Genomic DNA, 25,815 nt, shown 5'->3' with positions numbered 1-25,815 from the left:
GCGCCTAGTTCAGCGCCTAGCGCCAGCACGCTCGCGGACGCGAGCTACCAGCACTGCACGCGAACTACTAGCGCTACGCAGCGCCATCAGGCGCAGCGTCTAGCGCAACTAGCAGCTACTTCGCAGCCTCCACGCGATCCTTCAGACCCTGGAACTCGTCCCATACCTCGGACGGAACCTTCGGGCCCAGGAACTTCAGCCACTCCTCATTGTCGGCCAGGTCGCGCTCCCAGTCAGCCGGGTTCACGGACAGTGCCTCGCGGATGTCCTCCTCGGTCTCCTTCAGGCCATCGGTGTAGATGTCCTCGTAGCGGGCGGTGTAGCCAACGACGGTCTCGTCGGCCTCTACGCGGCCCTCGATGCGGTCGATGATCCACTTCAGCACGCGGGAGTTCTCGCCGAAGCCCGGCCACAGGAAACGGCCGTCCTCACCACGGCGGAACCAGTTGACCAGGAAGACCTCTGGCATCTTGTCACCGCCCTTGTTACCCATGTCGATCCAGTGCTGCAGGTAGTCACCGGCGTTGTAGCCAATGAACGGCAGCATGGCCATCGGGTCGTGACGCAGGGAGCCAACGGCGGCCTCTGCAGCAGCGGCGGTCTGGCCGGAAGCCAGGGTGGCGCCGATGAAGGTGGCGTGGTTCCAGTCGCGAGCCTGGGTCACCAGCGGCACAGTGTCCGCACGGCGACCGCCGAACAGGATGGCGGAAACCGGCACGCCCTTCGGGTCGTTGAACTCCGGTGCAGCAACCGGGCACTGCTCGATCGGCACGCAGTAGCGGGAGTTCGGGTGCGCGGCCTTGTTGCCGGAATCCGGGGTCCACTCGTTGCCCAGCCAGTCGATGAGGTGCTGCGGCTCGCCTTCCTTGGACTCCCACCAGACGTTGTTGTCGTCAGTCAGGGCCACGTTGGTGTACAGGGTGTTGCCCGGCTCCATGGACTTCATGGCCATCGGGTTGGAAGCGTAGTTGGTGCCCGGTGCCACGCCGAAGAAACCATTCTCCGGGTTAACGGCGTACAGGCGGCCGTCCTCGCCGAAGTGCAGCCATGCGATATCATCGCCGACGACCTCTGCGCGCCAGCCCGGGATGGTCGGCTGGATCATGGCCAGGTTGGTCTTGCCACAAGCGGATGGGAAGGCAGCACAGATGTAGTAGGCCTTGTCCTCCGGGCTGATCAGCTTCAGGATCAGCATGTGCTCTGCCATCCAGCCCTCGTCGCGCGCCATGGCGGAAGCGATGCGCAGCGCGTAGCACTTCTTAGCCAGGATGGCGTTGCCACCGTAGCCGGAGCCGTAGGACCAGATCTCGCGGTCCTCCGGGAAGTGGGTGATGTACTTGGTGTCATTGCACGGCCAGGTCGAGTCTTCCTGACCCGGCTCCAGCGGGGCGCCTACGGAGTGCAGACCCTTCACGAACTCGCCGTTCTCGCCGATCTTGTCCAGGGCTTCCTTACCCATACGGGTCATGATGCGCATGGACATAACAACGTACGGGGAGTCGGTGATTTCGATGCCCAGCTTCGGGGACGGGTCGGTAATCGGGCCCATGCAGAAAGGCACGATGTACATGCGGCGGCCCTTCATGGAGCCGGAGAAGTGCTCGCGCATCTCGGCACGCATCTGCTCCGGGTCCATCCAGTTGTTGGTGGGGCCGGCGTCTTCCTCAGTCTTAGAGCAAATGAAGGTGCGGGATTCCACGCGCGCAACGTCAGACGGGTTGGAGCGCGCCAGGAAGGAGTTCGGCTGCGCCTCTTCGTCCAGCTTGATCAGGGTGCCGTGCTCGACCAGCTGCTCTGCCAGCTCGTTCCACTCCTCCTCGGAGCCATCGCAGAACACGACTGATTCTGGCTGGAAGAGCTCCACGGCCTCCTCGATCCAGTTCAGCATCTCCTGGTTCTTGGTGGGTGCCTCGCCGACAAGCCCTCGAATGGTCATCGATTATCTCCCTACGTTTTTGTGTCCCACAACCCGGCCCGACCAAAAGGTGCACAAACATGCACCAGCCGACCGTCGGTTTAAACGTCCAGTTCAAACCCGGTTGTATTCACCTATAACTTTACTAAATCCTGCGGTATTTGGGCGTTCTATATAGCTGTGATCTGTAATTATTGAGACCTGCGTAACAACACAGGTGCCCCTTGCACCCAGACTATCGTGAAGCACCGGGGACATGTTTTCGTTCCGTGGCCAGTAGTTGTACATCACACCCGGCCTAACCCCATTGCCCCCGATCAACGCATTTCCAAGCATCTGCTTGCCATTGATTATTCCCCGTATCGGGGGTGTCGCTGTTGTTTCTTGGTGACGCCCCTTCGACCTCCGCGTCCTCTATCCACCGCCAGGCTGACCATTGTCCGTCGTAGGAAACTGAGGAGACGTAGTCCACCTTGCCATCGCCGTCCGTATCACTGAGGATGCTCATCCCCTGGTCGTCGGCGATGGTGACGGACTCTTCCACGCCCCCGCTGCCGTGCCACGAGTTAGATCGAGAATTGGTGCCGTAAGTACCAGTGGCATTGTGTTGACTGGTGTGCTGACTGGCTTGCTGACCGGCTTGCTGGCTGGGCGCCCGGTTGGGGTCATGGGCATTCGGGTCGTGAGAGTTCAATTGGTCCACGTAGTACTCGCGACCGCCGTACTCAACGGTCAGGCCGTCAACCAGCCCACCCACGGTGCCCGGCGACCCGCCGTGTAACTCGTGGTTACCGATCAGGTCAGCCAGGGGGTTTTGCGGAACATCAAACATGCCCCCATCCATGAGTTCATCCATGAGCTCATCCATTAGTTCGCCTCCATCGCCAAGTCACGGATGCGGGGTGCTACCGGCGGGATCTCTAGCCGCGCAACAACCTCCGTTACCACTGCCGACCAATGCTGTCGCAATGCCGCATCTTCCTTGGCTGTGCGGGCTTTCAGCGCGTCGGAGCGCAGCATAACCAGCCGCGCCCCCACCACCGCCAGGGTCACCAGCACACCGACTATCACGCCAACCAGTGGCCCCAAAAACCTGCCGACCATCGTTCCCAAGCCCAGCCCCGCCGCCAGGCCGGCCGCGGCGACCAACACCACACTCGCCCGCGAGCCCATCACCGCGGCGGGTCGAGCCGGGGCCTCCTCCTGCACCTGTGGGAGTGCGGGGAAAACCACGCCCTGCTCCAAAACCGCCAACCGCAGCCGCGCCATGAAGGCAGCGTGGAGGTATTCAAACCCGTCGGCGCCGCTAATGTCACGAGCGCCGCGCACCCCGTCACCGGCGCTAGCATCCTCCAGCACCTCCTGGGCAATCCGAGTCGCGCTGAGCCGCGTGGCGATGCGCACCCGGTCCAGCCGCTCGGCATCCGCCCGGCGCGCCTGCACCTCCCACTCGTTTACATCCACGCCCAGCGCCCGGATCCACCCGCACACCTCGTCCACGTCCTCGCACCAGACCCAGCCTGGGGTGTGGCCCCATTCAGACGAGGGGGCGTCACTACCAAAGGGCCAGAGCAACACCACACCCATAGCCTGCGCGACGGCCCGGGCGACCTCGCGATCCTCCGCGGTGGCGTGCCCCACGGCCGCAACGACAATGTCGGGGCGCTGCTCCGGGCCTGCCCCCTCCACAACCTCGAAGCGCTCCCCCGCCGTGCTGGTGCTTGCCTTAGCTTCCACCCGCGTGCGCAACTGCGCGGCGCACTCGGCGACCGCGCGCGCATCCGGGCCAATGACCGAAATGGTCTTCAACATCTTTGTTAGCTCCCCCACTTGGCTTAAGACATTCCGCAGGCCATCTGCAAGAATGGTCTGGATGAATAATTCCGATAACACGCCAGGCAGCCTTCCCCCAGGCCGCCCACTACAGACAGAGTTTAACGACGGTCGCGACTATCCGCGACTGGGAAACTTTAGCTTCCGGCGCGGCACCCTGACCGACAACCAGGAGGCCCTATGGAACGAACACTGGCCTAAACTGGGCAAAGTCCTCGCCGACGAGGTCATTGACCTGCCCGAATGGTTCGACCGCGACGCCGAAACAATTGTGGAAATTGGCTCCGGAACGGGCACCTCGACCGCCGCGATGGCGCCGCTGGAGGCGGAAAAGAACATCGTCGCCGTCGAGCTTTACCGCCCCGGGCTGGCCAAGCTGCTGGGTTCCGTGGTGCGCGGCGACATTCACAACGTGCGCATGATCCGCGGCGACGGCGTGGAGGTACTGCAGCGCATGTTCGCGCCAGAGTCGCTGTCCGGCGTGCGCATCTACTTCCCGGACCCGTGGCCCAAGGCCCGCCACCACAAGCGGCGCATCGTGCAATCTGGCACGCTGCACCTGATCGCCTCCCGCCTCAAGCCGGGCGGCATTCTGCATATCGCCACCGACCACGCGGACTACGCAGAGTGGATCGACGAACTGGTAGAGGTCGAGGAGAAGCTGGAATACCTGGGCTGGCCCGAGGACCAGTCGGACATTCCACAGCTGACGGATCGCCAGGTAATCACCAAGTTCGAGGGCAAGGGCCTGGACAAGGAACACGTCATCCGCGAGTACCTGTGGCGGAAGAAATAGCTAACACACCCCGGAAAATTTGTTATTCGCCCTGGTCGGATTCGTAGACTAGAGGGAATTCTGGCGTTATAGAAAGGACCACTCACGTTGTTTAGCTCTTGGGGCGATGTCGCCTACCGGTTCCGCCGGCTGATCCCTTTGGTGATCATCGCGGCGATCCTGGTGCTGTATGTCGTCGCTGGGCTGAAACTGGCCGACCGAATGAGCCAGGAGGGGTGGGACGACCCGAACTCGCAGTCCACGAAGGCTGCGCAGATCGAGCAAGAGGTTTTTGGTCGTGACGCCAACGGGGATGTCATCCTGATGGTCACCGGCGATAAGCCGGGGTCTGCGACTTCGGACGAGGTCAAGCAGTCCATAACCCAGCAGATCGAGCAGCTGCGCAAGGATCACCCCGACGAGATCGGGGGTGTGACCAGCTACTTCAACCGCGGCCCGGCGGCCATGGCCAACCCGGACGGCACCGCGGCCTTCGCCTCCATCGGTCTACAGGGCATCGAAGACGATGTGCTGATCAACTTCCGCAAGATCGAGGACGACCTGCGGGCCATCAGTGCCCCGGGCGTGGATGTGAAGATCGCCGGCGCCACGGCGGTTTCGGACTCCCTGGACGAGGGCATGGCCGGCGATATTCACCGTGCCGAGATCTACGCGCTGCCCGCCGTGGGCCTGCTACTGCTGATCGTTTTCGGCGGCCTGATCGCCGCATTCATGCCGCTGCTGGTGGGCGGCCTGTCGATCCTGGGCTCCATGGGTGTGCTGGCGATCCTGGCTAGCTTCACGCAGATCAACGTGTTCGCACAGTCCGTGGTCACGCTGCTTGGTCTGGGCCTAGCCATCGACTACGGCCTGTTCATGGTCTCCCGCTTCCGCGAGGAGATGGCGGAGGGCCACGACACCCGCACCGCCGTGCGCAACACCACCGCCACCGCGGGTAAGACCGTGGTCTTCTCTGCGGCGATGGTGGCTGTAGCGCTATCCGGTTTGTTCATCTTCCCGCAGGCCTTCCTGAAGTCCGTGGCCTTCGGCGCGATCTCCGCGGTGGGTCTGGCCGCACTGCTTTCCGTGGCTGTGCTGCCGAGTATCTTCGCGATGCTGGGGCCGAACATCGACAAGTGGTCGTTTAAGAAGAAGCGGACCCGCCGTCGCTCCGAGCAGGTCGAAGGCATTTGGGGCCGCATCCCAGCCTTTGCCATGCGCCACTCGAAGCTGTTTACGGTCGTGATCGTCGGCGGCATGCTGCTGATGGCGGTGCCGATTGCGGGCATCAAGCTGGGTGGCATGAACGAGACCTACCTGCCGCCGTCGAACCAGACGCGCGTGAACCAGGAGGAGTTCACCGAGAAGTTCCCGCAGTTCCGCACCGACCCGATCAAGCTGGTTATCGAGGGCGATTCCAAGACCGTGGCTGCGGTCTACAAGGAGGCCAACGCGATTCCGGGACTGACGGCCCCGTTCCAGGTCTCGCGCCCCACGAAGGACGACGTGACGGTGCTGTCCACCGGCATTGCAGACCGCGATGATAACGACCGCATCGTCAACACTCTGGAGGACATCAACGTCGATGGCGCCAACGTGTACGTCGCCGGCACCCCGGCCCTGGAGGTCGAATCCATCGACGCGCTGTTCGAGAAACTGCCGTGGATGCTGCTGTATATCGTGCTCGTCAGCTTCGTGCTGATGGCCATGATCTTCGGCTCGCTGATCATTCCTGCCAAGGCCGTGATCATGAACATCCTGGGCACCGGCGCAACCCTCGGCCTGCTGACATTGATCTTCGTCGATGGCCACGGCGCGGACATGTTTAACTTCACCGCCGGGCCGCTGACCTCCCCGGTACTGGTGCTGATCATCGCCATCGTCTTCGGCCTCTCGACCGACTATGAGGTATTCCTGGTCTCCCGCATGGTGGAGGCCCGCGCCCGGGGTGCGTCGACGGATCAAGCGATCCGCTTCGGCACAGCCACCACCGGCAGCATCATCACCGCCGCCGCGCTAATCATGATCGTGGTCTGCGGCGCCTTCGGGTTCTCCTCGATCGTGATGATGAAGTACATCGCCTTCGGCATGGTGATCGCGCTACTACTCGACGCCACAATCATCCGCATGCTCCTCGTCCCATCCGTCATGCACCTGCTGGGCACCGACAACTGGTGGGCGCCAAAGTGGGTCAAGCGCCTGTCGGAGAAGGTTGGGCACAACGAGAAGCTGGAATCCTCGCCGCACGAGGCAGCGCCTGCTGCCCGTTCGTCGCGGGTGACGGTTGCGGAACTTTCTGGTGTGGACGCCATCGCCCCCGTGCCCGCCCAGCGCCCCGGTGAGGCTCCTGCACGTCAGCGGAACCTGCCTTTCGCGGAGCTGATGCGACGTGTCGAAGAAAGCCGCGAGAATGCCGACGGCGGGGGCGGAGGCGAGCGCTAATGCGTGAACTGTGGCGGCGCACAGAAGTCAGGGCTCTGCTCAGCCTGGCGCTGATTGGAATCATCGCCTTCCTCGCCCGGGAGCACCTGCACTTCATTGGCGACGGCTGGCGCGAGCTGGCTCACGCCGACAAGCGCTGGATCGGCCTGGCCATCCTCGCGCTCGCAGCCTCCATGGTCGCGCAGGCCGAGGTGATGGTCGTACTGCTGCGCAGCGCCGGAGTGAAAGTGAAGCGCATCAGCGCCAACTCGCTGGGACTGGCAGCTAATGCCTGGTCCTCGACTTTCCCCGGCGGACCCGCGTTGTCGGCGGCCATGATCTTCCGCGAGCAACTCAAGTGGGGCGCCACTGCCGTAATTGCCAGCTGGTACATGCTGCTTTCGGGAGCGCTAGCTGGCGGCGGCATGGCGATCCTGGCCATCGGTGCTGTGTTCTTCCTAGGGCTGACAGTTAAACCGTTGACGTTGGCGATGTCCCTGATCGCCCTTGTTGCACTAGCGATCCTCACCAACTGGGTGGCAAAGAACCGAGACAAGGTGGAGCGCTGGCTAGTCAACCGACTGCGGACTTTCAACGCCCGCCGTGGCAAGCCCGTTGACCGCTTCACCGACAATGTCCGCGGGTTCTCCCGCCAGCTGTCGGCCGTGGAACTGCCACTGACCAAACTGGCCGTCGCGATCGCCGCCAGCCTGGGCAACTGGGTTTTCGAGATCCTCTGCCTACTGGCCTGCATCTACGCCGTCGGCGCCACCCCGCCCATCGCAGGCGTGGTACTGGCCTTCCTCACCGCCAAACTGGTGGGCCAGGCACAGGTCACCCCCGGCGGTCTTGGTCCGGTGGATGTCGCACTGACCAGCGCCCTGGTCGGATTCGGCACCCTGACCTCCGTCCAGGCATTCGGAGCCGTCATCGTCTTCCGCATGCTCAGCTTCGTGGGGCTGACGTTGGTGGGATGGATCGTCTTTTTCGCCACCAAGATGGTCAACCCCAAAAGCAATGCTGAGAATGCAGCCGCGGAGACGGGGCGTCAAGAAGAAAAGCAGGAAGAACCCGTCGGCAGGGCACAATAAGGCTCGGTCGAGCACAGTAAGATTAGGGTCATGAGCAACCTCGATAGCACCTCCACTGGAGACACCCCTGGCACCACCCAGCGATCGCCGGGGGTCGCGCTGTTTCTCGACGTAATCGCCGTCCTACTGTTCGCCCTGCTGGCGCGCATTGCACACAACACTCCGGAGATGCCGCTGAGCTTCGGCGGCTGGCTGGATACCTCCTGGCCATTCCTGATCGGTGTGGTGATTGCCTGGGCACTGCTGTGGATCGGCGTGGTTCGGCCAGACGGCGCCAACGGGACCGGCTTCGGCGGATTTGAGTTCTCCACCGGTGCGCTGGTGTGGGTCGTCAACGTTGTTGTCGGCCTGGGGATCTGGGGCGTGCGCCACGGGGAAGTACCGCACTGGTCATTCATGATCGTTGCCACCGTGATGAGCGGCCTGCTGTTGTTCGGCTGGCGCGGAATGTTCCGCCTGGGGCGGCTGCGGAGGTTGTCGCGTATGAAGCGAATGGGCCGCATGTTCGGCAAGTGAAGCACCTTTCAGTTTATTTAACCTGACGTACACCTTCGCGCTACGTCAGGTTTGTTCGTGGTGCTTAAAGTCTTGTGAGAAATCTGCACAATGCTGCTGACGAACTCTGACATAGACTGACGAACACTGAGGAGAGATCCCCATGGGCCTTAAGGGTCGCAACCTGCTGAAGAAGATGGACTTCACGTCCAGCCGTTCCCACCGTACCTGCGTGTACAAGTGTGGCGACGCTTGCTCCAAGCCGGTGAACAACAAGTCCGACAACAACTACTTCATGGACCTGATCCAGGGCACTTTCTCTCGCCGCACCGCACTGCGCGCCGGTGGTGCCGCTGTGGTCACCGTCGGTGGTGCTTCCTTCCTGGCAGCCTGCAGTGACGATAACGGCGAGGGCAACAGCTCCAAGGGCGGCAACGGCGAAAACAAGGGCGGCTCCGGCAACAGTGCAGACGCTCCGGACGGCCTGAAGTTCGAAATGGTCGAGCCGAACACCAAGGACGAGGTCGTCGTGCCGGTGGGCTACAAGTCCGACGTCGTTATCCGCTGGGGTGACCCGGTGGTTGAAGGCGCCGAGGAGTTCGACGTAGACAATCAGACCGCTGAGCAGGCCGCCAAGCAGTACGGCTTCAACTGTGACTTTGCCGCTCTGCTGCCGATCGAAGGCCAGAACAATCGCTTCCTGCTGGTTTCCAACCACGAGTACACCACCCCGCAGCAGATGTTCCCGGACTACGACATCGACAACCCGTCCAAGGAACACGTAGACATCGAGTTGGCTAACCACGGCATGTCCATCGTCGAAGTTGAGGGCAACGATAAGGACGGCAAGCTGAAGCCCGTCATGGGCAAGTACAACCGCCGTCTAACCGGCACCACCGAGTTCGAGCTGCGCGGCCCGATCGTCGGCCACGACCTGGTGAAGACCTCTGACGATAAGGAAGGCAAGATCGTCAAGGGCACCTTCAACAACTGCTCCGGTGGCGTAACCCCGTGGGGCACCATCCTGTCCGGCGAGGAGAACGTTGACCAGTACTTCGCCGGTGGCGAGAACGTTAAGGACGAGAAGGAGCGCGAGCGCCTGAGCCGCTACGGCATCGAGGATGCCAAGACCGCTCGTCAGTGGGAGAAGCACTACGACCGCTTTGACGTAACCAAGGAGCCGAACGAGCCACACCGCTTCAACTACGTGGTTGAGGTGAACCCGTGGGATCCGAAGTCCACCCCGGTCAAGCACACCGCTCTGGGTCGCTTCAAGCACGAGGGCTCCAACATCCACGTCACCAACGACGGCACCGTGGTTGCATACTCCGGCGACGACTCCCGCTTCGAATACATCTACAAGTTCGTCTCCTCCCGCAAGGTCCGCAGCGGTAACACCGACAAGGACCGCGAAGAGAACATGAAGATCCTGGACGAGGGCACCCTGTACGTCGCCACCTTTGAGGGCAACAACAAGGACTTCGACGAGAACAACCCGCCGAAGGGCGAAAAGTTCGACGGCACTGGTAAGTGGATCAAGCTGGTTACCGTCAAGGAGGATGGCTCCGCAGAGTCCCACGTAGACGGCATGTCCGCTGAAGAGGTCATTGTCTTCACCCGTGAGGCTGGCGACAAGGTCGGTGCTACCAAGATGGACCGCCCGGAAGACGTCGAGCCGCACCCGACCACCGGCAAGGTGTACGCTGCTCTGACCAACAACAAGTACCGCGGCACGCAAGAAGAGGGCAAGAACAAAGAGGGTGTCCGCGAGTACGCCCCGGTCAAGGAAAACAAGAACGGTATGGTCATCGAGATCGAAGATGACTTCACCGGCGAAGAACTCAAGTGGAACCTGCTGCTGGTGTGTGGTGACCCGGACGAGGCCGAGACCTACTTCGGTGGCTTCGACAAGTCCAAGGTCTCCCCGATCTCCTGCCCGGACAACGTCACCTTCGACTCCTTCGGCAACCTGTGGGTCTCCACCGACGGCAACGCCCTGGAGTCCAACGACGGCCTGTTCGCTGTCGCCCTGGAGGGCGAGACCCGCGGTCTGACCAAGCAGTTCCTGACTGTCCCGGCTGGCGCCGAGACCTGTGGCCCGCTGGTCTTTGACAAGCGCGTGATCGTCAACGTTCAGCACCCGGGTGAGGACGAAGAGGCCACCGTCAAGACCTCCACCTCCCACTGGCCGGATGGCGGCGATTCCATCGCCCGCCCGGCCACCGTGGTTGCCTGGAAGGACGACTTCGGCACCATCGGCGCTTAAGGATCAGCGCCTAGCCGAAGCGCAGCCTGCCGTCGCGCCGGACCGCCTGGTCCACGACGAACGCGCGGAACGCCTCGGCGGCGGGCGCCGACCGGGCCCGTGCGCTCCAGACCATTCCCAGCTCCCTCTCGCGGTCTTCCTCGAGGGGGAGCATTTCTATGCCCGCGACCACCAGGTTCGGGTCCCCCATCGGCAGCAGGGCCACGCCCAGTCCGGCGCTTACCAGTCCCGCCATCGTGGTCAGCTCCATCGACTCAAACACCAGGCGTGGCCGGAAGCCCGCCGCGGCCGCCAGATCGTCCAACAGCATACGGGTTCCGTACCCCGGCAGCATGGCCACGAAGGGCTCGTCCGCGGCCTCTGCGATGCTGATACTCTTGCGCCCCGCCCAGCGGTGGTTCGTCGGCACCGCCATTGCCAGCCTCTGGGTGGCCAGCTGCTGCCATCGCACTTCGCCGTCCTCCACCAGCGCGTGCGGTTTCGGCCCCACCATCGCTACGTCGGATTCCCCGGCTATCACGCGGTCCGTCAGTGGCCGTGCGGCGCCCTGCACCAACTCAAACCTCACCTGTGGGTGCGCGTTCCTGAACTCCCGCAGCAGCTGCGGCACCATCCACGTGCCCAGTGAGTGCATGAAGTCCACACGCACGGTTCCCCGCTCCGGATCCATCAGCCGGTGTACTTCGTCGACTCCCCGCTGCCATGCTTCGTCGGCCTCGCGGGCGTGCCTGGCCAGCGCGGCTCCGCATTCGTTGAGGGCGAGGTGCCTGCCGTTGCGGTCGAACAGCTCCGCACCGAGCTCTCTTTCCAGCGCCGATAGCCTCCGCGAAAGCGCCGACTGACTGATCCCCAGGCGCAGCGACGTATCCACCATGTTCTGGGTTTCAGCCAAGTCCAGGAGCCACGTTAGGTCTTTCACGCTCTGTATCTTCCTTCTTACCTTCCTTCTTGCCCTTCTTATCGACGCCCACACTTCAGCATATGCTCTATCCGGGACAGCTAAAGCTATTTATTGCATTTAGTGAATTGATACTGGTTGCGCCACACTAGATACATCGATTGTGGGCATGAGCCGCTAGAGAATTACCCAGACCCGCAGGAAGGACCTTCATCGGTGACGGACACCCTCGCAGACACTGCAGACACTGCGAACACCGCAGACGTTCGCCCCCTCACCCCGGAGGATAAGGGCTACAAGATGGCACTCATCGCCTCCTTGTGTTCAGGCCTGGCTTCGTACAACGCTCTCTACGCCACCCAGGCTGTCCTCCCGGCGCTGTCGGAAGACTTCGGCATTTCGCCCTCACTGGCCGCACTGACCGTCTCCGCCACCACGGGCGGCCTGGCTTTCATGGTCATTCCGCTCAGCGTGGTTTCCGAGCGCTTCGGCCGCCGCCGCGTGATCCAGGCATCTGTCTTGGCAGCCACCCTCCTTTCCATCGCCTTGGTCGCCCTACCCTCGATCCAGTCGATCATCGCGCTGCGCCTGCTGCAGGGCTTCGCGGTGGCGGGCGTCCCAGCTGTAACCATGGCTTTCCTCTCCGAGGAGATCGACCGCAGCTACCTTCCCCGCATCATGGGGTTCTATATTGCGGGCAACTCGCTGGGCGGCCTGATCGGCAGGCTGATCCCGGGCATCGCGCTGGAGTTCACAGATTGGCGCATTGCCACCCTGCTCAGCGCCCTCTTCGCGTTTTCGATGGCACTTGTGACCACCTGGGTGCTGCCACAGCAGCGCTTCTTCACCCCGAAGAAGATCACCCTGTCCCACGAGGTGCATGCTTTCGCCAACCACCTGCGCGACCCGATCTTGCTGAAGCTCTTCCTGTTGCCATTCCTTTTGATGGGCAGCTTCGTTTCCATGTACAACTACATGACCTTCCGGCTGATTAATACCTTCGGCCTACCGGAATCCCTGGCCGCGCTGGTTTTCGTCATCTACCTGTCGGGCACGTGGACCTCCACACGCACGGGCAAGATGGTGAACCGCTATGGCCAGGCGAAGGTCGTGGTCGCCTGCATCGCCATGGCTCTTGCGGGTCTCTTGTTGGCTTTCATCCCGACGGTTCCCACCACGCTGGTGGCAGTCCTGATCTTCACCGCTACTTTCTTCCCCGCCCACTCGATCGCCAGCGCGTGGGTCGGCGAGGTCGCCGAGCAGGATCGCGCCGAGGCCTCCAGCTTGTACATCTTGAGCTACTACCTCGGCTCTTCTCTCATCGGTTGGGTCTCCGGCTATTTCTTCGCCCACGGTTGGGGCTTGTTTATCGGGTGGTTGATGCTGTTGACTCTCATCGCCCTCGTCACCGCCCTTGCCGCCATGCGGCGCGATAAGACCGTTTCTTAATGACGCCCCTAGCTCCAACCTGCACCCTTTCAGCAGGCTCTTAACTCTTGAGCGAATAACTCGTACACTCTCGAGTTCGCGAGAAAAATTATTAGAACTATCAGATCTTTTTAGATAAAAAACCTCCCACTTGCCCAAAAGTGTGTTTAAGATCACCCGCATGGGACATACTCGCAAACTACGTTTCGCATCAATCCTTGGCGTGGGATTGCTGGCCACCGCAGGCATGGGCGTCGCAGTTGCCCAGGGCGGCGTGTCGGCTCACCTGGCGCTCTCCGGCACCATCTTCAACATGCATGTCGGGGAGCTGGACGGTAAAGGCTTCGACCTCTTCACCGACGTCGACAAAATGCACAATGGCGACCAGGCGATCTCCCGACTGCGCATCAAGGATGCCAAGGTGACCGACGTCTGTATGACGGCACCAATCAAGATTCCGGGCGTTGGGGATAAGAAGTTCCAAATGACCGTTCCCGGCCAGAACTTCTCCGCGGAGAACATGCTGATCGGCGCCCGCAAGCTAACGGGCGACCTGACTCTGGTCAAACCGCAGATCGGCATTAATGCGGGCAAGGTCGACAAGGACGCCCCGGATGGCGCCTGGGGCCTCGTTGCCGATTCCCTGACTGCGAAGGGCCAGGGCATCGAGGCGAGCTCTCTGTCGGCGGACAAGATGACCGCCGGCGGCAGCAAGATCGCGATTGTGGATAACGACAATGCCGAGTGCTAACTCCGGCACGGATCCCAACACGAACCCAGAGCTAGATCCGAACTACGACCCCGACCTGGATGACGACCTGCAGTCAGACCTAGAGGCCGATGCCAACCAAGGCACAGAGATACAAGGCACCGCATATCAAGAGGTCGAGGAGCAGGACGTTCCCGCGATAAAGAACACTCGCGGCTTCGGCAACTGGCGCCGTCAGCGTCCGTTCGCGGCAGGGCTTTTCATGCTGCTGTCGGGCATCATCATGATCGTCCCGGCATACCTGTCCTTCGAGGTATCGAACATCGTCATCCAGGTGTCCACGATCTCTGGCGTATCCACACTTCTGATCGGCGCGTTGCTGATCACCTCGGCACTCATGACGTGGTTCAAGCCGGATACTCGCCTGCTCACGGGCGTGGCCTCCCTGATCCTCGGCATCGTGGCTCTGCCTATGTCGAATATCGGCGGCTTCGTTCTGGGCACCCTGTGCGCCGTTATCGGCGGAGCCCTGGCGCTGTCGTGGACGGATGAAGAAAGGGCGCCTAAGGGCGTCAAAAAGATGGGCAAGAACAAAGGCAAGAAGAGGAAGGTAGATGAGCAAGCAGCGTAAACGCGGCGGCTCCAGCGCTGCGAAGGCCGTCGTCGCGGCGGCGTCGATGTGCGGGCTAGTAGCGGCGCTGGCTGTCGAGTCCACGCCAAGCGCCGAGGCGCAGCTGCAGCTTCCGCCTCCGCCGCCGCTGCCGGATTTGCCGCCTCCGCCGCCGCTGCCGGATTTGCCGCCTCCGCCGCCACTACCGGATTTGCCGGCACCTCCGCCACCGCCCGAGGTGCCGGAGGACTTGCGGATGGACCTCACCCCGCCGGGGCCGATCGAGGGCGAAAAGCCGGTCCAGCAGGGGACGTACATCATCAAGGCAGATAACACGCGCCTGCTGGGGCACGTGAAGATGTCGTTGATTCAACAATCCACCCCGCAAGGTCCGAAGCCGGCGCTGCGCATCGATGCCGACAAGGCCGTTCTGACGAACCTGTCCGTGCAGTTCCCCACCGCAGGTGCAGGTCCGGAAGGTGGCATCTGGCAGCGCACCGGCCCGGGGCAGACCACCACGCTGACTGGGAACTTCCACATCGTGGTGAGCTCCCTGGAGGTCACGCCACGCGTGGCCGGGCTGCCGCTGATCCCGCTGCCCATCGACGCAAACATGGCGCCGAAGGAGCTGCAGGAAGCTGCCAAGAAGATCGGCCTCGGCACGCCAGACGCGCTCTCCAATCACTTGGAGATGACGAATGGCACGATGCACACCTACTTCGTGAAGGCCGACACTCTGAAACTGCCCGCGGGAACCAACATCGGCCTGTAGGGCAGCTGACTACATCGGCATGATGGTGTGCTTCTTCGGAGTATCCACCACCTGCTTGTTGCGCAGCTGGCGCATCGCCTGGCGCAGGCGGATGCGGGTCTGGTCCGGGGTGATGACGGAGTCCACGTAGCCGCGTTCGGCCGCCACATAGGGGCTGGTCATGTTCGCGTTGTAGAAGTCCATAAACATCTTCTTCGCCGCCGGGCGCTGCTCTTCCGGCATGGCGGCCAGGGCCTTGCCCTGCATCATCACCACGGCGGCCTCCGCACCCATCACAGCGATCTGCGCCGTCGGCCACACCAGGTTGATGTCCGCACCCAGGTTCTTCGAGCCCATCACGGCATAGCCACCGCCAAAGGCCTTGCGCACGACCACGGTCACCTTCGGCACCGTCGCCTCCACAGTGGCGAAGCCCAGCTTCGCTCCGCGGTGAATCAGGCCGGCCTTTTCCTGCTCCACACCGGGCATGTACCCGGGTGTATCCACGACCCAGACGAGGGGGACATTGTAGGCGTCACAAATACGGATAAAACGCGCGGCCTTATCCGCAGCGTCGGCGTCCAGGCAACCGGCCAGCTCCATCGGCTGGTTGGCCACCACGCCCACCGCATGGCCGTCGATGCGGGCGAAGGCAGTGACGACGTTGGAGCCGTAATCGCCCTGCACCTCCAGCACGTTGTCGTCGTCGAAGATGCGGGTGAGCACCTCCATGATGTCGTAGCCCGCGTTCGGATCGTCCGGGATGATGTCGTTCAGCTCGAAGTCGCGTTCGGTGAGCTCGTCGTTAGGCGCCCAGAACTCCGGGGTCTCGTCGAAGGAGCTGGAAGGCAGGAAGTCCAGCAGGTCCTTGACGTAGTTGAAAGCGTCTTCCTCGCTGGTTGCGACGTAGGAGACGTTGCCGTTGCGGGCTTGCTGACGCGCCCCACCGAGCTCTTCCATCGAAATCTTCTCGCCCGTCACCGATTCGATGACCGCCGGGCCCGTTACGAACATCTGCGTGCGGCCTTCGACTGCCACTACAAAGTCGGTGGTCACAGGCGCGTAAACGGCGCCACCGGCGGACGGGCCGAGCAGGATGGAGATCTGCGGGGACTGGCCACTCAGCGGCAGTTGACGGCGGGAGATCTCGGAGTACATCGCCAGGGACATCACGGCATCCTGAATGCGGGCGCCGCCGGAATCGTTAATGCCGATGACCGGGCAACCGATGCGGATGGCCATGTCCATGACCTCGCAGACCTTCTTGCCGAAGGTCTCGCCCACCGAGCCGCCGTACACCGTTTTATCGTGGGCGTACACCGCCACGGTGCGGCCGCCGACCCGACCGTAGCCGGTGACCACGCCGTCGCCGTAGGGGGCATCCTCCTCGCCGGGGGTGCGTCCCAGCGCGCCGATCTCCACGAACGTGCCCTCGTCCAGCAGCACGTCGATGCGCTGGCGGGGCGTGGTCAGCCCGGCCTCATCGCGCCTGGCCTTGGCCTTCTCGGAGCCCGGGTCCTGCGCCTGTTCCAACCTCCGGTGCAGCTCCGCCAGCTTCTCTGCGGTAGCGCCGGTGGCTTCGGTGCCGTTGGCGGCGGGTGCTCCCTCATCGGCAGCAGTCACAGTGAAAGTCCCTTCGTATTCGACAAACCCCTTCTACTAAGGGGCTATCTATTTAGTCGCCGTGCGTGTTTCAGCTAAACGCCGTCCGCAATGTGCTTGGCGATCACACGTCCCACTTTAGAGATCTCTGGCTCGTCCACAATAGCCAGGTGGTCGCCGCGCAGCTGGACGATCTCCAGATCCTCGACGATCTCACCCCAGCCACCGTCTGGTGCCACCTCGGCGTAGGCCGGTTCCAGCTCGATCGCGCCGTCGTGCATCCGCTCCGCGCGGAACAGCGTGACCGGTGCCTTCACATCCGCCCAGGCCCAGAAGTCGAGGGATTCCAGGATGCGGTTGTCCACGAAGCTGGCGCGCTGGTGCTCCAGCACGCCCGCGGGCAGGCCCATCCCCTTGGCCTCCGGGGAGGTAAGGAACTGCTGGAACATCTGCATCATCACGCCCTCGCCCTGCTGGTCCAACAGCTCGTGCGGAACCTCTAGCGGCAGGCCGTAGGTCTTCTGCGCGAACGCCGCGTAGCGATCCCAGCGCGCGTGCATCTCTTCCTTCGTATCCGGGGCGGGGTTCTTCGGCTGCACGGTATCCAGCAGCACGATGCGCTCGACCTCTGCGCTCGGTTCGCCCGCTGCGGCGCGCTTACCCAGCTGGTGGGCAACTTCGTACGCCAGGGCTCCACCGAAGCTCCAGCCTCCCAGCAGAACCGGACGGCCGTCGGCCAGCTCGATGATCTCCTCCAGGTAAGCCGCCGCGCGGTCCGCGAGTTCGCCTTCCAGGCGCTCCACACCGTAGACCGGGACGTCGTCCGGCAGGCGGCGCATTAGTGGCGCGTACACCACCGAGGAACCACCAGCCGGGTGGAACAGGAACACCGCAGGCTGAGTGCTGCCTTCGGGGCGCGACCGCAGCACGCGGATGTTGCCCTCCACTTCGCTTTCGAGGCTGCTGCGCACCTTCTCGCTCAGCGGCTCGAGGGTTTCGGCGGCCAGCACATCCTCGGCGCTGACCTCCGCTCCAGAGCGTTCGGTCAAGCGGTCCGCGATGCCCCGGGCTTGCTCTTCGTCGATGCCCGGCAGCTGGCTCGTTACGCCCTGGGCTGCCTTGCCGGTGACCTTTGCCCAGGTGGCGAACACCAGGCGCTCGCTCGCATCTCGCGGTGCCACGCCGCCGCCAGTCGCGGTGTAGTCGGTCGCTGCACCGTCTTCTTCACCAGTGACGCCACCTTCTCCCCCGGCAGCGGCCTCAGCGCTGTCGGCAGTATCAGCACCGGCAGCATCGGCTCTGTCAGCGTTCGCGTGGCGCTCCGCGATCATCTGCTCCACGAGCGCGATCACGTCATCCACGGAGCCATCGCGGAGTGCCTGAACCTGCAGCGGTGGCAGGTCGAAGTCGTACTCCACACGATTCTTGATGCGCATGCCCATCAGAGAATCCAGGCCCAGGTCGATCAGTGGCAGCTCGCCCGGCAGGTCCTCGATGTCGTAGCCCATGGATTCGGAAACGATGGCGCGCAGGCGATCCCCAGCGGATTCGCCGGAGTTCGGGTCCCACCGGTCGGCGGACTCGTCAACCTCAGGCAGCGTGTTGCCCGCGCTTTCCTTGGCGGAAGCGGCAGAGGCGGAGGCGGCCGGCGACTCGCTGGTCTTGGCGGCAGCTGACGCCGAGGCGGCGTCAGTACCCTTAGTACCCTCAGTACTCGCAGCCCCCAGGCCCCCAATCGCGCCACCAAGAGTGGCGACGAAAGCCTCCGCGACCAGTGGCATCGACTGCGCACCGGGCGCGTCGGCGGCGTAAACGGACAGGGACCAGCCGCCGAGGGAACCGGCGGCGATGGTCGTCAGCTGGCCCGCCGTCGGCAGTGGGGCGTGCTCGCGGGTGGCGGCCACGGTGGCGCCATCGGCCAGCACCTCTGCCGCAGCTTCGGCCAGCAGTTCAATGCTCGGCACATCTTCGGCCGGAACACTGAAGACAACGCGGCCATCGGGTAGGTCGACGCGGGTGCCCGGCAGATCCACGACAGGACCGGAGGATGGGCGGGCGTTCGTCCAGTGACGCTGCAGGTTCCACTGCGTGCCCGGCACCTTCGGCAGGGTGGCGCGCGGACCACCGGCCAGGGCCTTCAGATCCAGATCTGCGCCCTGCACGTACAGCTCTGCGAGGGTGGAAAGCAGGGTCTGGGCGACCGGCTCCTTGCGCTTAAGCAGGAACATCAGCTTGGAATCGCTGGCGTTGTGCGCGAAGGAGTTGTTCATCAGCGGCATCAAGGCCACCGGGTTCGGGGAGAACTCGATGAAAGTGCGGTAGCCGTCGTCGAATTGCTTGCCCGTCGCCTCGGAGAACCAGACGGGCTGGCGGGTGCAGCGCAGGAAGTACTCAGCATCGTGGACAACCTCGCCCGGCTGGTACACGCGGCCACGGTCCACGGTGGAGTACAGCGGGGTGTGGATCGGCTGCGGATCCAGGTCGCTGATCTCGTAGTGCAGCTCGCCCAGGATCGGATCCAGCATCGAGGTGTGGCCCGCACCCTTGACCTTCAGCAGGCGAGCAAACTTGCCCTCGCTCTCCAGGTACTCCACCAGCTTTTGCACTGGCTCCGCGGGGCCACCGACGGTAGTCATGCCTGGCGCGGCGTATACGGCGGGTTCCACCTTTGCGTACTCGGGGTGTTCAGAGGTGAAGGTGGCTAGCTCCTCCACGCCGAATTCAACTACGGCCATGGCGCCCTGCTTGTCCTCTGGGAGCAGGCGCTCCCCCTCGCCCATTAGGCGGGCGCGGTGGCAGGCGGTGCGCACGGCCTCCTCGGCGGTGATGCCGCCCACGGCGTATGCCGCCGCGATCTCGCCCATCGACTGGCCGACCACGGCGGCCGGCTTGGCGCCCAAAGCGCGCATCAAGTCATTCAGTGCAATCTGCACGCAGGTGATGCCCACCTGGGCGCGCTCCGTGTCGTAGTTCTGCTCGTCGTCGAGCACCATCTCGACGAACGACCAGCCGGATTCCGCCAGCACGACCTGGTCCAGCTCGTCCAGGCGGGCGGCGAAGAACTCGGAGAGCCCGTAGAGGTCCTTGGCCATCTTGCGGTGCTGCGAGCCGAAGCCGGAGAAGACCCACACCGGGCCATTGGCAGCAGGCGAATCGGCGGTCTTCACCGTTGCACCCTGCTTGCCGGCGGCGATGCGCTGCAGCCCAGCGATGGCTTCGTCGAAGGTGGCAGCGGAAACAACACCGCGGGAGCGGCCATGGTTGTGGCCCGCCAACGCGAGGGCTACACCGCGCAGCTGGTCGGCCTCATCGCCTGCCTTGGTGAAGGATTCCTTGTTTTGCTCCAGGTACGTAGCCAGCGCTTCCGCGGCCTGGCGGCGGCGGGAAGGCAGCAGCCCGCTGACGGGCAGCAGCACGCGCGGGGCCTCGCCCGCAGAATCCTCGCGGTCCAGGCCGATGGGTGCTGCGGAGTTTGCGCCGCCCGCCCCGATGCCCGCCGCGGCTTCTTCTTCCAGGTCCGGCGATGCGATCACCACGTGTGCGTTCGTGCCGCCGAAGCCGAAGCCAGACACACCGGCGATGGCACGCCCGGAGTACTCGGGCCACTCGCGCGGATCTTCCACGACCTCCAGGTGTTCGCGGTCGAAATCGATATACGGGTTCGGTCCGGTGTAGTTCAGGCTCGGCGGCAGCACTCCCTCACGCATTGCCAGAACAACCTTCATCACGCCCGCGACACCCGCGGCGGCCTCGGTGTGGCCAAAGTTGGTTTTCGCGCTACCCAGCAGCAGCGGCTCGGCTACGTCGCGCTGGCGGCCTAGAACGGTTCCCAGGGCGGTGGCCTCGATCGGGTCGCCCAGGATAGTGCCGGTGCCGTGCGCCTCCACGTAGTCCACGGCCTGCGGATCAATCCGCGCGTCGGCGTAGGCGCTGCGCAGCACGTCCACCTGAGCATCCGGGTTCGGTGCGGTCAGGCCATTGGAGCGGCCGTCGGAGTTCACCGCCGAGCCCTTGATTACGGCCAGCACGTTGTCCCCGTCGCGGCGCGCATCCTCCAGGCGCTTCAGCACAACCACGCCCGCGCCGTCAGAACGCACGATGCCGTCGGCATCATCGCTGAAGGCACGGATGCCGCCGGTCGGGCTAAGCACGCCGAGTTCGGAGAACGCCACCGTTGCAAAGGGGCTGCATAGGAGGTTGACGCCACCCGCCACAGCGACCTCAGAATCACCATCGCGTAGGGAGCGCACCGCCTGGTGAATTGCCACCAGCGACGAAGAGCAGGCCGTGTCCATCGCCACGGACGGGCCACGGAAATCGAAGGCATAGGAAACGCGGTTAGCGATGATCGAGCTGGAGTTACCGGTCAGCGCATAGGGGTGTGCCTCCGCCGGGTCGGCGGAGATCAACATGCCGTAGTCGTTGTTGGTGTTACCCATGAACACGCCGACGGGCTTGCCGCGCAGCTGGTTGGCAGGAATGTGCGCGTCCTCCAGCGCCTCCCACGTCAGCTGCAGAATGATGCGCTGCTGCGGGTCCATGTTCGCGGCCTCCAACGGGGAGAGCCCGAAGAACTCCGCGTCGAAGGAGGCGATGTCCTCGATGTAACCACCCGTCAGCTGGGCCTGCTCCATACGGCGGGTCATCTCCGGGTCACGGGAGTACTCCGACCAACGGCCTGCGGGGAGCTCGCCCACACCGGAGCAGTAGTTGGAAAACAGCTCCCACATCTCGTCCGCACTGTCGGCCCCGGGGTAGCGCCCCGCCATGCCGACCACAGCGATGTCGCGCTGGCCCAATGGAAGCGGGCCACCTGCGCTGGACGCCGCACCGGCGGAGGTGGTGGCGTCACCACCAAAAACAGCGCCGGAACCACGGCCCTGCATCAGGTGCTCGGCCAGGGCGGCGATGGTGTTGAACTCGTAAGCAATCGTCGCGTCGAGGGTGGTGCCAAGTAGGCGCTCCAGGTCGCCGGAAAGAACCACGACGTCGCGGGAAGACAGGCCGAAGTCCTGCATCGAGCGCTCGTCGGAGATCTCCGCAGCATCCAAACCGGTGGTGTTCGCCACCCAGGTGCGTAACCACTCCCGCATCTGCTGAATAGTGGCGGGGCGGGATTGCTGGTCAGCCGTGGGGACGCCCTGCTGGTTGTCTGCCATGGAAGGTCGCGTTTCCTTTCGTACCGGGAAGCCTTAATGAAGGCATGAGTGAGTCACCGTAGCGCTACATTTTAACGCGCCGAGGTCGCTTTATGGATTAAGCGCCCAGCGTGCCCTCCAGATACGCCTTCGCGGCCACGCGGCGGGCGATCTTGTTGGCGGAAGAACGCGGCAAGGTGCCCGGTGCGATGATGCGCACGTCAGACGGCTGCACGCCGTGGGTGGCGGTAACGGCCGCGCGCATGGCCTCGATCGCTTCCGCGTCTCCGTCCTCGCTGGCATCCGGGTCACGCTCAGCAACGATGACGAGCCCCTCCACAGACTCACCGTCGGCGGCGCCGCTAGCGGAACCACCGGCCTCCACGGCGAAGGCTGCGATGACGGCCGGGGCGGTCTGCTCGGTGGCTTCGTCGGCGGTGGCCTCAATGTCCTGCGGGTAGTGGTTACGACCTGCGACGATGATGAGGTCCTTCAGGCGGCCGGTGATGAACAGGTGGCCATCGACGATGACGGCCAGGTCACCGGTGCGCATCCAGTTGTCCTCTGAAGCGTCGCCCGCACGGCTATCAGAATCCAGGCGGTTGGCGGTAGGCAGGGAGTTGCGGAACGTCTCCTTGGTCTCGTCCGGGCGGTTTAGGTAACCCGCGGCCATGTTGTCGCCGTGAACCCAAATCTCACCGACGTTGCCGTCGGTCAGCTCCTTGCCGGTTTCCGGGTCGACGATTGCGAGAGTCTGCGGGAGGCACACCTGACCCAGAGAGACCAGGGATAGGCTGTCTGCATCGTCCGCACTGCCTTCCACGGCGGTGCCATCGGAGAGCTCCTCGCGCTTGAACCACTTCGTCAGTGGACGCTCGTCGGTCTGCGGGGTGCTGACGAGCAGCGTGGCCTCGGCCAGGCCGTAGGACGGGCGCATGGCTTCCTTCTTGAAGCCGTAGGGGCCGAAGGTTTCCAGGAACTTCTGCACAGAGCTGTGGTGGACCGGCTCAGAACCGTTGATGATCCCGTCGACGGCAGATAGGTCCAGGTCAGCCAGCTCCGCGACCTTCGCCGGGTCCGCGTAGCGCACGGCCAACTCCAGGGCGAAGTTAGGCACAACGGTGTAGACGTTCTCTTCCTCGTTCTTGCGGTTTAGCTGGCGAACCCAGCGAGCCGGATCCTGGATGAAGTCACGCGGGGACATCAGGTCGAAAGGTAGGCCCAGGATGATCACAAAGGCGGAAAGGATCACGCCCATGTCGTGGTGCAGCGGCAACCAAGTGCTCAGGCGCAGCGGAGACTGCAGGTTCGCCGCCTTGAAGATCTGCAGCACGTTGGTGACGATCGACTTGTGAGTAAGCACCACGCCAGCCGGGGTGCGGGTGGAGCCGGAAGTGTACTGCAGGAACGCTTCCTCGCTGGACTTCGGCGCCAGCGACGGGTCCGCCATGATGGCGGCCATGGGGTTCTGCCATTCGTCAGCCAGCGCATCCGGCAGCGCGTCTACCGTCAGCACGCGGGGGCGCTCAGTGGTGGGCGTAGAGGCGAAGTGCTTGCGTACGGCCGTAGCGGAGCGCTTATTCGTCAGCACCACCGTCGGCTCAGAGGAACCCAATACGGCAGTCAGGTGGCCAGTGTGGCCCGGCTCGTTCGGGTCATACAGTGGGACGGGCACTATGCGGGCGTACATCGCACCCAGGAAGGCGTACATGTACTCCGGGGAGTTGTTGGCCAGGATGGCCACGCGGTCGCCAGGCTTGGCGACCTGCTGCAGGCGAACGCAGACGGCCTTGATGCGGGTGTTTACCTGCGCGCGGGTGATCTCGTGCACCGTACCCTCGCGGGACTCGCTGAAGTCCCAGTGGCGGATCAGCACGTTATCCACCGTGCCCTCCATCTGCGCCATGGTGTAAAGCATCTCGCACATGCCGGAAAGGGTGAGCTGCTCGGGCACATTAATGTCGCCTTGCTCGTCGTAAAACTGGCCCATTGCTGCAGTGATGTCCACGCGGGGTCTCCTCTAGTTTTCCACTCGGTTCAAACGGTATCGGGTTAGCTACCTAGCTCTAAGGCCTTAGCTCTAACACCATAAACATTTAGTTTCACTTGTAAAACACATCGTACCGGGGTGCGCTCCTGTTACCCGGCAATTTCGCTTTCCTGTGCGCCGCGTGCCCCCACCACTCCGGCACATCGACGCGCAGAGAGACCCGCCGAAGCGGCAGCCCCTACTGCACGCGCTCGTTAATCAGATCCCGCGCCCATCCAACGATGTACTCCGGGACAGTCTGGCCTTCCACGACCTTTCCGTTAGTCGCATATTCCGCATGCACAGCGTTGGCGGCCACCAGGTCCTTGGCTCGTACAAGAGCGTTGCCCAGATCCGCTGGGGCGTCACAAATAAGGTCCGCAGGGGCGCAGTAGTTATTTACTCGATCATTAAGTTCACCGAACCCATCCGGGCGCGGGCCACGCATCGTAGCGCCCGGCACGATCGGCTGGATCAGCCCGCTCACCGGATTCAGAGCGATCTCCGCGCCGGTGCCGCGGATGCCCTGCGCACCAACTAGTTTGCCCTTATCCAGCTCCTGCCTACCGTCGGCGATCAGCGATACTCCCAGCACCCGGTCGGCAGGCACGGGGCCACGCCCGTTGCCGATCTCTCCTGCCAGGTCGCCGGTGATAACCGCACCCTGGCTAAAGCCGGTCAGGATGAAGGACGTTGCCGGGCACTTCTCGTGCATCGACCGCAGCTCCTCCTTCATTCGCTCGAAGCCCTGGTTGCGGGAGTCGTCGTAGCTCATTTCGTGCTGTGCGTTCATGTTGCGGAACTGCGCGGTGTACGGCAGGGTCCACACCTTCACCTTGTCCGGGGAGAACTCGTCGCCCAGAGGGCGGGTGACGTTAAGCATCAGCGAGTGAGGGTTAGCATGCGGCGCCAGTGGATCGTCATCAGCCTTGGATTCCCACGTGCCCGGCGCGGCTAGTACCTCCACGTCCACACACCCGGGTGGGTTCTGTGCCTCCGGGGCGGGCGGCGGGGTGGGCTTACCCGGTCCTGGGCCATCTCCCCCGTCATTGGTGAGCAACCAGTTGCCCACCCCCACCACAATCAGTGCAAGCAAGACCAGCACGGCCAGGATGGTCAATACCTTCTTCATTGCTTTCTTTTAGACCTTCCTCTGAGGCTTTACGGCTTTTACGGCTTCTACTGCTTTTAAAGCAAAACCAGGCTGCCCTCGCCACCTATGGCGGACAACCTGGTTATGGGAAACGAGTGACCACTAACAATACGCGGATTTCGCGGCTTCGCGGATGGCGTCTTCGGCCTTCTTCGGATCACCGTCGATCACGCCGTTGGCCTCCAACTGGCCTGCGGCCAACGGGGTGTACACATCAGCCTGCCCGCCGCCCTCGGCGGTGCAGTGCGCGTGACCAGCCGCGATGACCTGATCTTCCAGGCCACCGATCTCCGCTGCATCATTAGCCTTCGTTAGGTCGATGCCGCCGTCCTTCAGCCGCTTCAGGAAGTCCTTATCCTGGTCACTGCGTTGCGCGCCGGATGGAATGTCGTCCACCTCATCCACAGCACCGTCCCTTGCCGGTTCGCCACCACGGTCGCCGGCGGGAGCTGGGGCGTCACTACCTTCCGAAGAGCCAGATTCTCCGTCCTTGTCGTCTCCGCCGTCCTTGCCGTCCTTCGCATCGTCGGACTTCTCGGTCTCAGTCGCAGACTCCGTCACCGAAGGCACGGTCGTGGACTCCGCCGAATTGTCGACCGTCTCATCGCCGCCACACGCCGTCAGCGTGGCCAGCGACAGCAACGCCGCACACGCGGCACCGGCGGCTGCACGAAACTGCCTATTCTTTGTGACGCCCACAG

General features: G+C 63.4%; 18 protein-coding genes. 9 read left to right on the top strand and 9 right to left on the bottom strand.

All coding sequences use genetic code 11. The features are described from left to right. Positions 1-115: 115 nt before the first annotated feature. The 3 genes from CJEIK_RS00775 to CJEIK_RS00765 form a co-directional block, all read right to left on the bottom strand. Positions 116-1,936 (bottom strand): phosphoenolpyruvate carboxykinase (GTP), encoded by a 1,821-nt coding sequence (locus CJEIK_RS00775; RefSeq protein WP_005297204.1) that lies wholly within the window; start codon positions 1,934-1,936, stop codon positions 116-118. Between the two features lie 277 nt (positions 1,937-2,213). After that, positions 2,214-2,783: a DUF6802 family protein gene (locus CJEIK_RS00770; protein WP_005297207.1), complete on the bottom strand. Its 570-nt coding sequence runs from the start codon at positions 2,781-2,783 to the stop codon at positions 2,214-2,216. Further along, the gene (locus tag CJEIK_RS00765) at positions 2,783-3,727 is read right to left on the bottom strand and encodes a hypothetical protein (RefSeq protein ID WP_005297209.1); all 945 of its coding nucleotides are present in this window, start codon (positions 3,725-3,727) and stop codon (positions 2,783-2,785) included. Before CJEIK_RS00765 ends, CJEIK_RS00770 begins: the two co-directional genes overlap by 1 nt. A 52-nt stretch (positions 3,728-3,779) precedes the next feature. Here CJEIK_RS00765 and trmB point away from each other — a divergent pair, with 52 nt between their 5' ends. From trmB to CJEIK_RS00740, 5 genes are all read left to right on the top strand, one after another. Beyond that, positions 3,780-4,544: a tRNA (guanosine(46)-N7)-methyltransferase TrmB gene (gene trmB / locus CJEIK_RS00760; RefSeq protein WP_005297211.1), complete on the top strand. Its 765-nt coding sequence runs from the start codon at positions 3,780-3,782 to the stop codon at positions 4,542-4,544. An 87-nt stretch (positions 4,545-4,631) separates the two neighbouring features. Next, complete coding sequence (locus tag CJEIK_RS00755; RefSeq protein WP_005297213.1) at positions 4,632-6,965, top strand: MMPL family transporter; 2,334 nt, start codon at positions 4,632-4,634, stop codon at positions 6,963-6,965. Further along, a complete protein-coding gene (locus tag CJEIK_RS00750; RefSeq protein ID WP_005297215.1) occupies positions 6,965-8,035 on the top strand; it encodes a lysylphosphatidylglycerol synthase transmembrane domain-containing protein in 1,071 nt (356 codons plus the stop codon). The genes CJEIK_RS00755 and CJEIK_RS00750 overlap by 1 nt, the downstream gene beginning before the upstream one ends. A gap of 30 nt (positions 8,036-8,065) precedes the next feature. Further along, positions 8,066-8,551 carry a DUF3054 domain-containing protein gene (locus CJEIK_RS00745; protein WP_005297217.1) on the top strand — a complete coding sequence of 162 codons (486 nt, stop codon included), beginning with the start codon at positions 8,066-8,068 and terminating at the stop codon, positions 8,549-8,551. A 142-nt stretch (positions 8,552-8,693) separates the two neighbouring features. Further along, the gene (locus tag CJEIK_RS00740; protein ID WP_005297220.1) at positions 8,694-10,796 is read left to right on the top strand and encodes a PhoX family protein; all 2,103 of its coding nucleotides are present in this window, start codon (positions 8,694-8,696) and stop codon (positions 10,794-10,796) included. Between the two features lie 10 nt (positions 10,797-10,806). Here the strand turns inward: CJEIK_RS00740 and CJEIK_RS00735 are convergent, their stop codons facing one another. Beyond that, positions 10,807-11,715, bottom strand: coding sequence for a LysR family transcriptional regulator (locus tag CJEIK_RS00735; RefSeq protein WP_005297221.1), 909 nt, complete (start codon positions 11,713-11,715; stop codon positions 10,807-10,809). Between the two features lie 195 nt (positions 11,716-11,910). Here CJEIK_RS00735 and CJEIK_RS00730 point away from each other — a divergent pair, with 195 nt between their 5' ends. The 4 genes from CJEIK_RS00730 to CJEIK_RS00715 all read left to right on the top strand — a co-directional run bounded on the left by CJEIK_RS00730 (position 11,911) and on the right by CJEIK_RS00715 (position 15,213). Beyond that, the gene (locus tag CJEIK_RS00730) at positions 11,911-13,143 is read left to right on the top strand and encodes an MFS transporter (protein ID WP_005297223.1); all 1,233 of its coding nucleotides are present in this window, start codon (positions 11,911-11,913) and stop codon (positions 13,141-13,143) included. A 160-nt stretch (positions 13,144-13,303) separates the two neighbouring features. Further along, positions 13,304-13,873: a DUF6230 family protein gene (locus CJEIK_RS00725; protein ID WP_034965459.1), complete on the top strand. Its 570-nt coding sequence runs from the start codon at positions 13,304-13,306 to the stop codon at positions 13,871-13,873. Then, entirely contained in the window at positions 13,860-14,462 is a 603-nt protein-coding gene (locus CJEIK_RS00720) for a DUF6114 domain-containing protein (protein ID WP_005297228.1), read from the top strand. The genes CJEIK_RS00725 and CJEIK_RS00720 overlap by 14 nt, the downstream gene beginning before the upstream one ends. Continuing rightward, positions 14,446-15,213 carry a hypothetical protein gene (locus tag CJEIK_RS00715; protein WP_011272874.1) on the top strand — a complete coding sequence of 256 codons (768 nt, stop codon included), beginning with the start codon at positions 14,446-14,448 and terminating at the stop codon, positions 15,211-15,213. Before CJEIK_RS00720 ends, CJEIK_RS00715 begins: the two co-directional genes overlap by 17 nt. 9 nt (positions 15,214-15,222) lie before the next feature. Here the strand turns inward: CJEIK_RS00715 and CJEIK_RS00710 are convergent, their stop codons facing one another. From CJEIK_RS00710 to CJEIK_RS00690, 5 genes are all read right to left on the bottom strand, one after another. After that, on the bottom strand, positions 15,223-16,815 hold the full coding sequence (locus tag CJEIK_RS00710; RefSeq protein WP_005297234.1) for an acyl-CoA carboxylase subunit beta: 1,593 nt from the start codon (positions 16,813-16,815) through the stop codon (positions 15,223-15,225). A gap of 74 nt (positions 16,816-16,889) precedes the next feature. Next, positions 16,890-21,953: a polyketide synthase Pks13 gene (gene pks13 / locus CJEIK_RS00705; RefSeq protein WP_005297237.1), complete on the bottom strand. Its 5,064-nt coding sequence runs from the start codon at positions 21,951-21,953 to the stop codon at positions 16,890-16,892. Positions 21,954-22,050: 97 nt separating this feature from the next. Then, the gene (locus tag CJEIK_RS00700) at positions 22,051-23,940 is read right to left on the bottom strand and encodes a FadD32-like long-chain-fatty-acid--AMP ligase (RefSeq protein ID WP_034965462.1); all 1,890 of its coding nucleotides are present in this window, start codon (positions 23,938-23,940) and stop codon (positions 22,051-22,053) included. Between the two features lie 220 nt (positions 23,941-24,160). Next, positions 24,161-25,093, bottom strand: coding sequence for a cutinase family protein (locus CJEIK_RS00695; RefSeq protein WP_005297242.1), 933 nt, complete (start codon positions 25,091-25,093; stop codon positions 24,161-24,163). A gap of 123 nt (positions 25,094-25,216) precedes the next feature. Beyond that, positions 25,217-25,813 carry a DUF732 domain-containing protein gene (locus CJEIK_RS00690; RefSeq protein WP_005297244.1) on the bottom strand — a complete coding sequence of 199 codons (597 nt, stop codon included), beginning with the start codon at positions 25,811-25,813 and terminating at the stop codon, positions 25,217-25,219. Positions 25,814-25,815 lie beyond the last annotated feature (2 nt).

Origin of the sequence: Corynebacterium jeikeium (assembly GCF_028609885.1) — a bacterium.
Lineage (GTDB): Bacteria > Actinomycetota > Actinomycetes > Mycobacteriales > Mycobacteriaceae > Corynebacterium > Corynebacterium jeikeium.
Note: the sequence above shows the minus strand (reverse complement) of the source record. Positions and strands in the feature narration are given on the sequence as shown.

Bases quoted from the DNA above. Each gene is read 5' to 3' on its own strand.
- CJEIK_RS00775 (WP_005297204.1), bottom strand. From the start codon at position 1,936: ATGACCATTCGAGGGCTTGTCGGCGAGGCACCCACCAAGAACCAGGAG.
- CJEIK_RS00770 (WP_005297207.1), bottom strand. From the start codon at position 2,783: ATGGATGAGCTCATGGATGAACTCATGGATGGGGGCATGTTTGATGTT.
- CJEIK_RS00765 (WP_005297209.1), bottom strand. From the start codon at position 3,727: ATGTTGAAGACCATTTCGGTCATTGGCCCGGATGCGCGCGCGGTCGCC.
- trmB (WP_005297211.1), top strand. From the start codon at position 3,780: ATGGTCTGGATGAATAATTCCGATAACACGCCAGGCAGCCTTCCCCCA.
- CJEIK_RS00750 (WP_005297215.1), top strand. From the start codon at position 6,965: ATGCGTGAACTGTGGCGGCGCACAGAAGTCAGGGCTCTGCTCAGCCTG.
- CJEIK_RS00745 (WP_005297217.1), top strand. From the start codon at position 8,066: ATGAGCAACCTCGATAGCACCTCCACTGGAGACACCCCTGGCACCACC.
- CJEIK_RS00740 (WP_005297220.1), top strand. From the start codon at position 8,694: ATGGGCCTTAAGGGTCGCAACCTGCTGAAGAAGATGGACTTCACGTCC.
- CJEIK_RS00725 (WP_034965459.1), top strand. From the start codon at position 13,304: ATGGGACATACTCGCAAACTACGTTTCGCATCAATCCTTGGCGTGGGA.
- CJEIK_RS00720 (WP_005297228.1), top strand. From the start codon at position 13,860: ATGCCGAGTGCTAACTCCGGCACGGATCCCAACACGAACCCAGAGCTA.
- CJEIK_RS00715 (WP_011272874.1), top strand. From the start codon at position 14,446: ATGAGCAAGCAGCGTAAACGCGGCGGCTCCAGCGCTGCGAAGGCCGTC.
- pks13 (WP_005297237.1), bottom strand. From the start codon at position 21,953: ATGGCAGACAACCAGCAGGGCGTCCCCACGGCTGACCAGCAATCCCGC.
- CJEIK_RS00695 (WP_005297242.1), bottom strand. From the start codon at position 25,093: ATGAAGAAGGTATTGACCATCCTGGCCGTGCTGGTCTTGCTTGCACTG.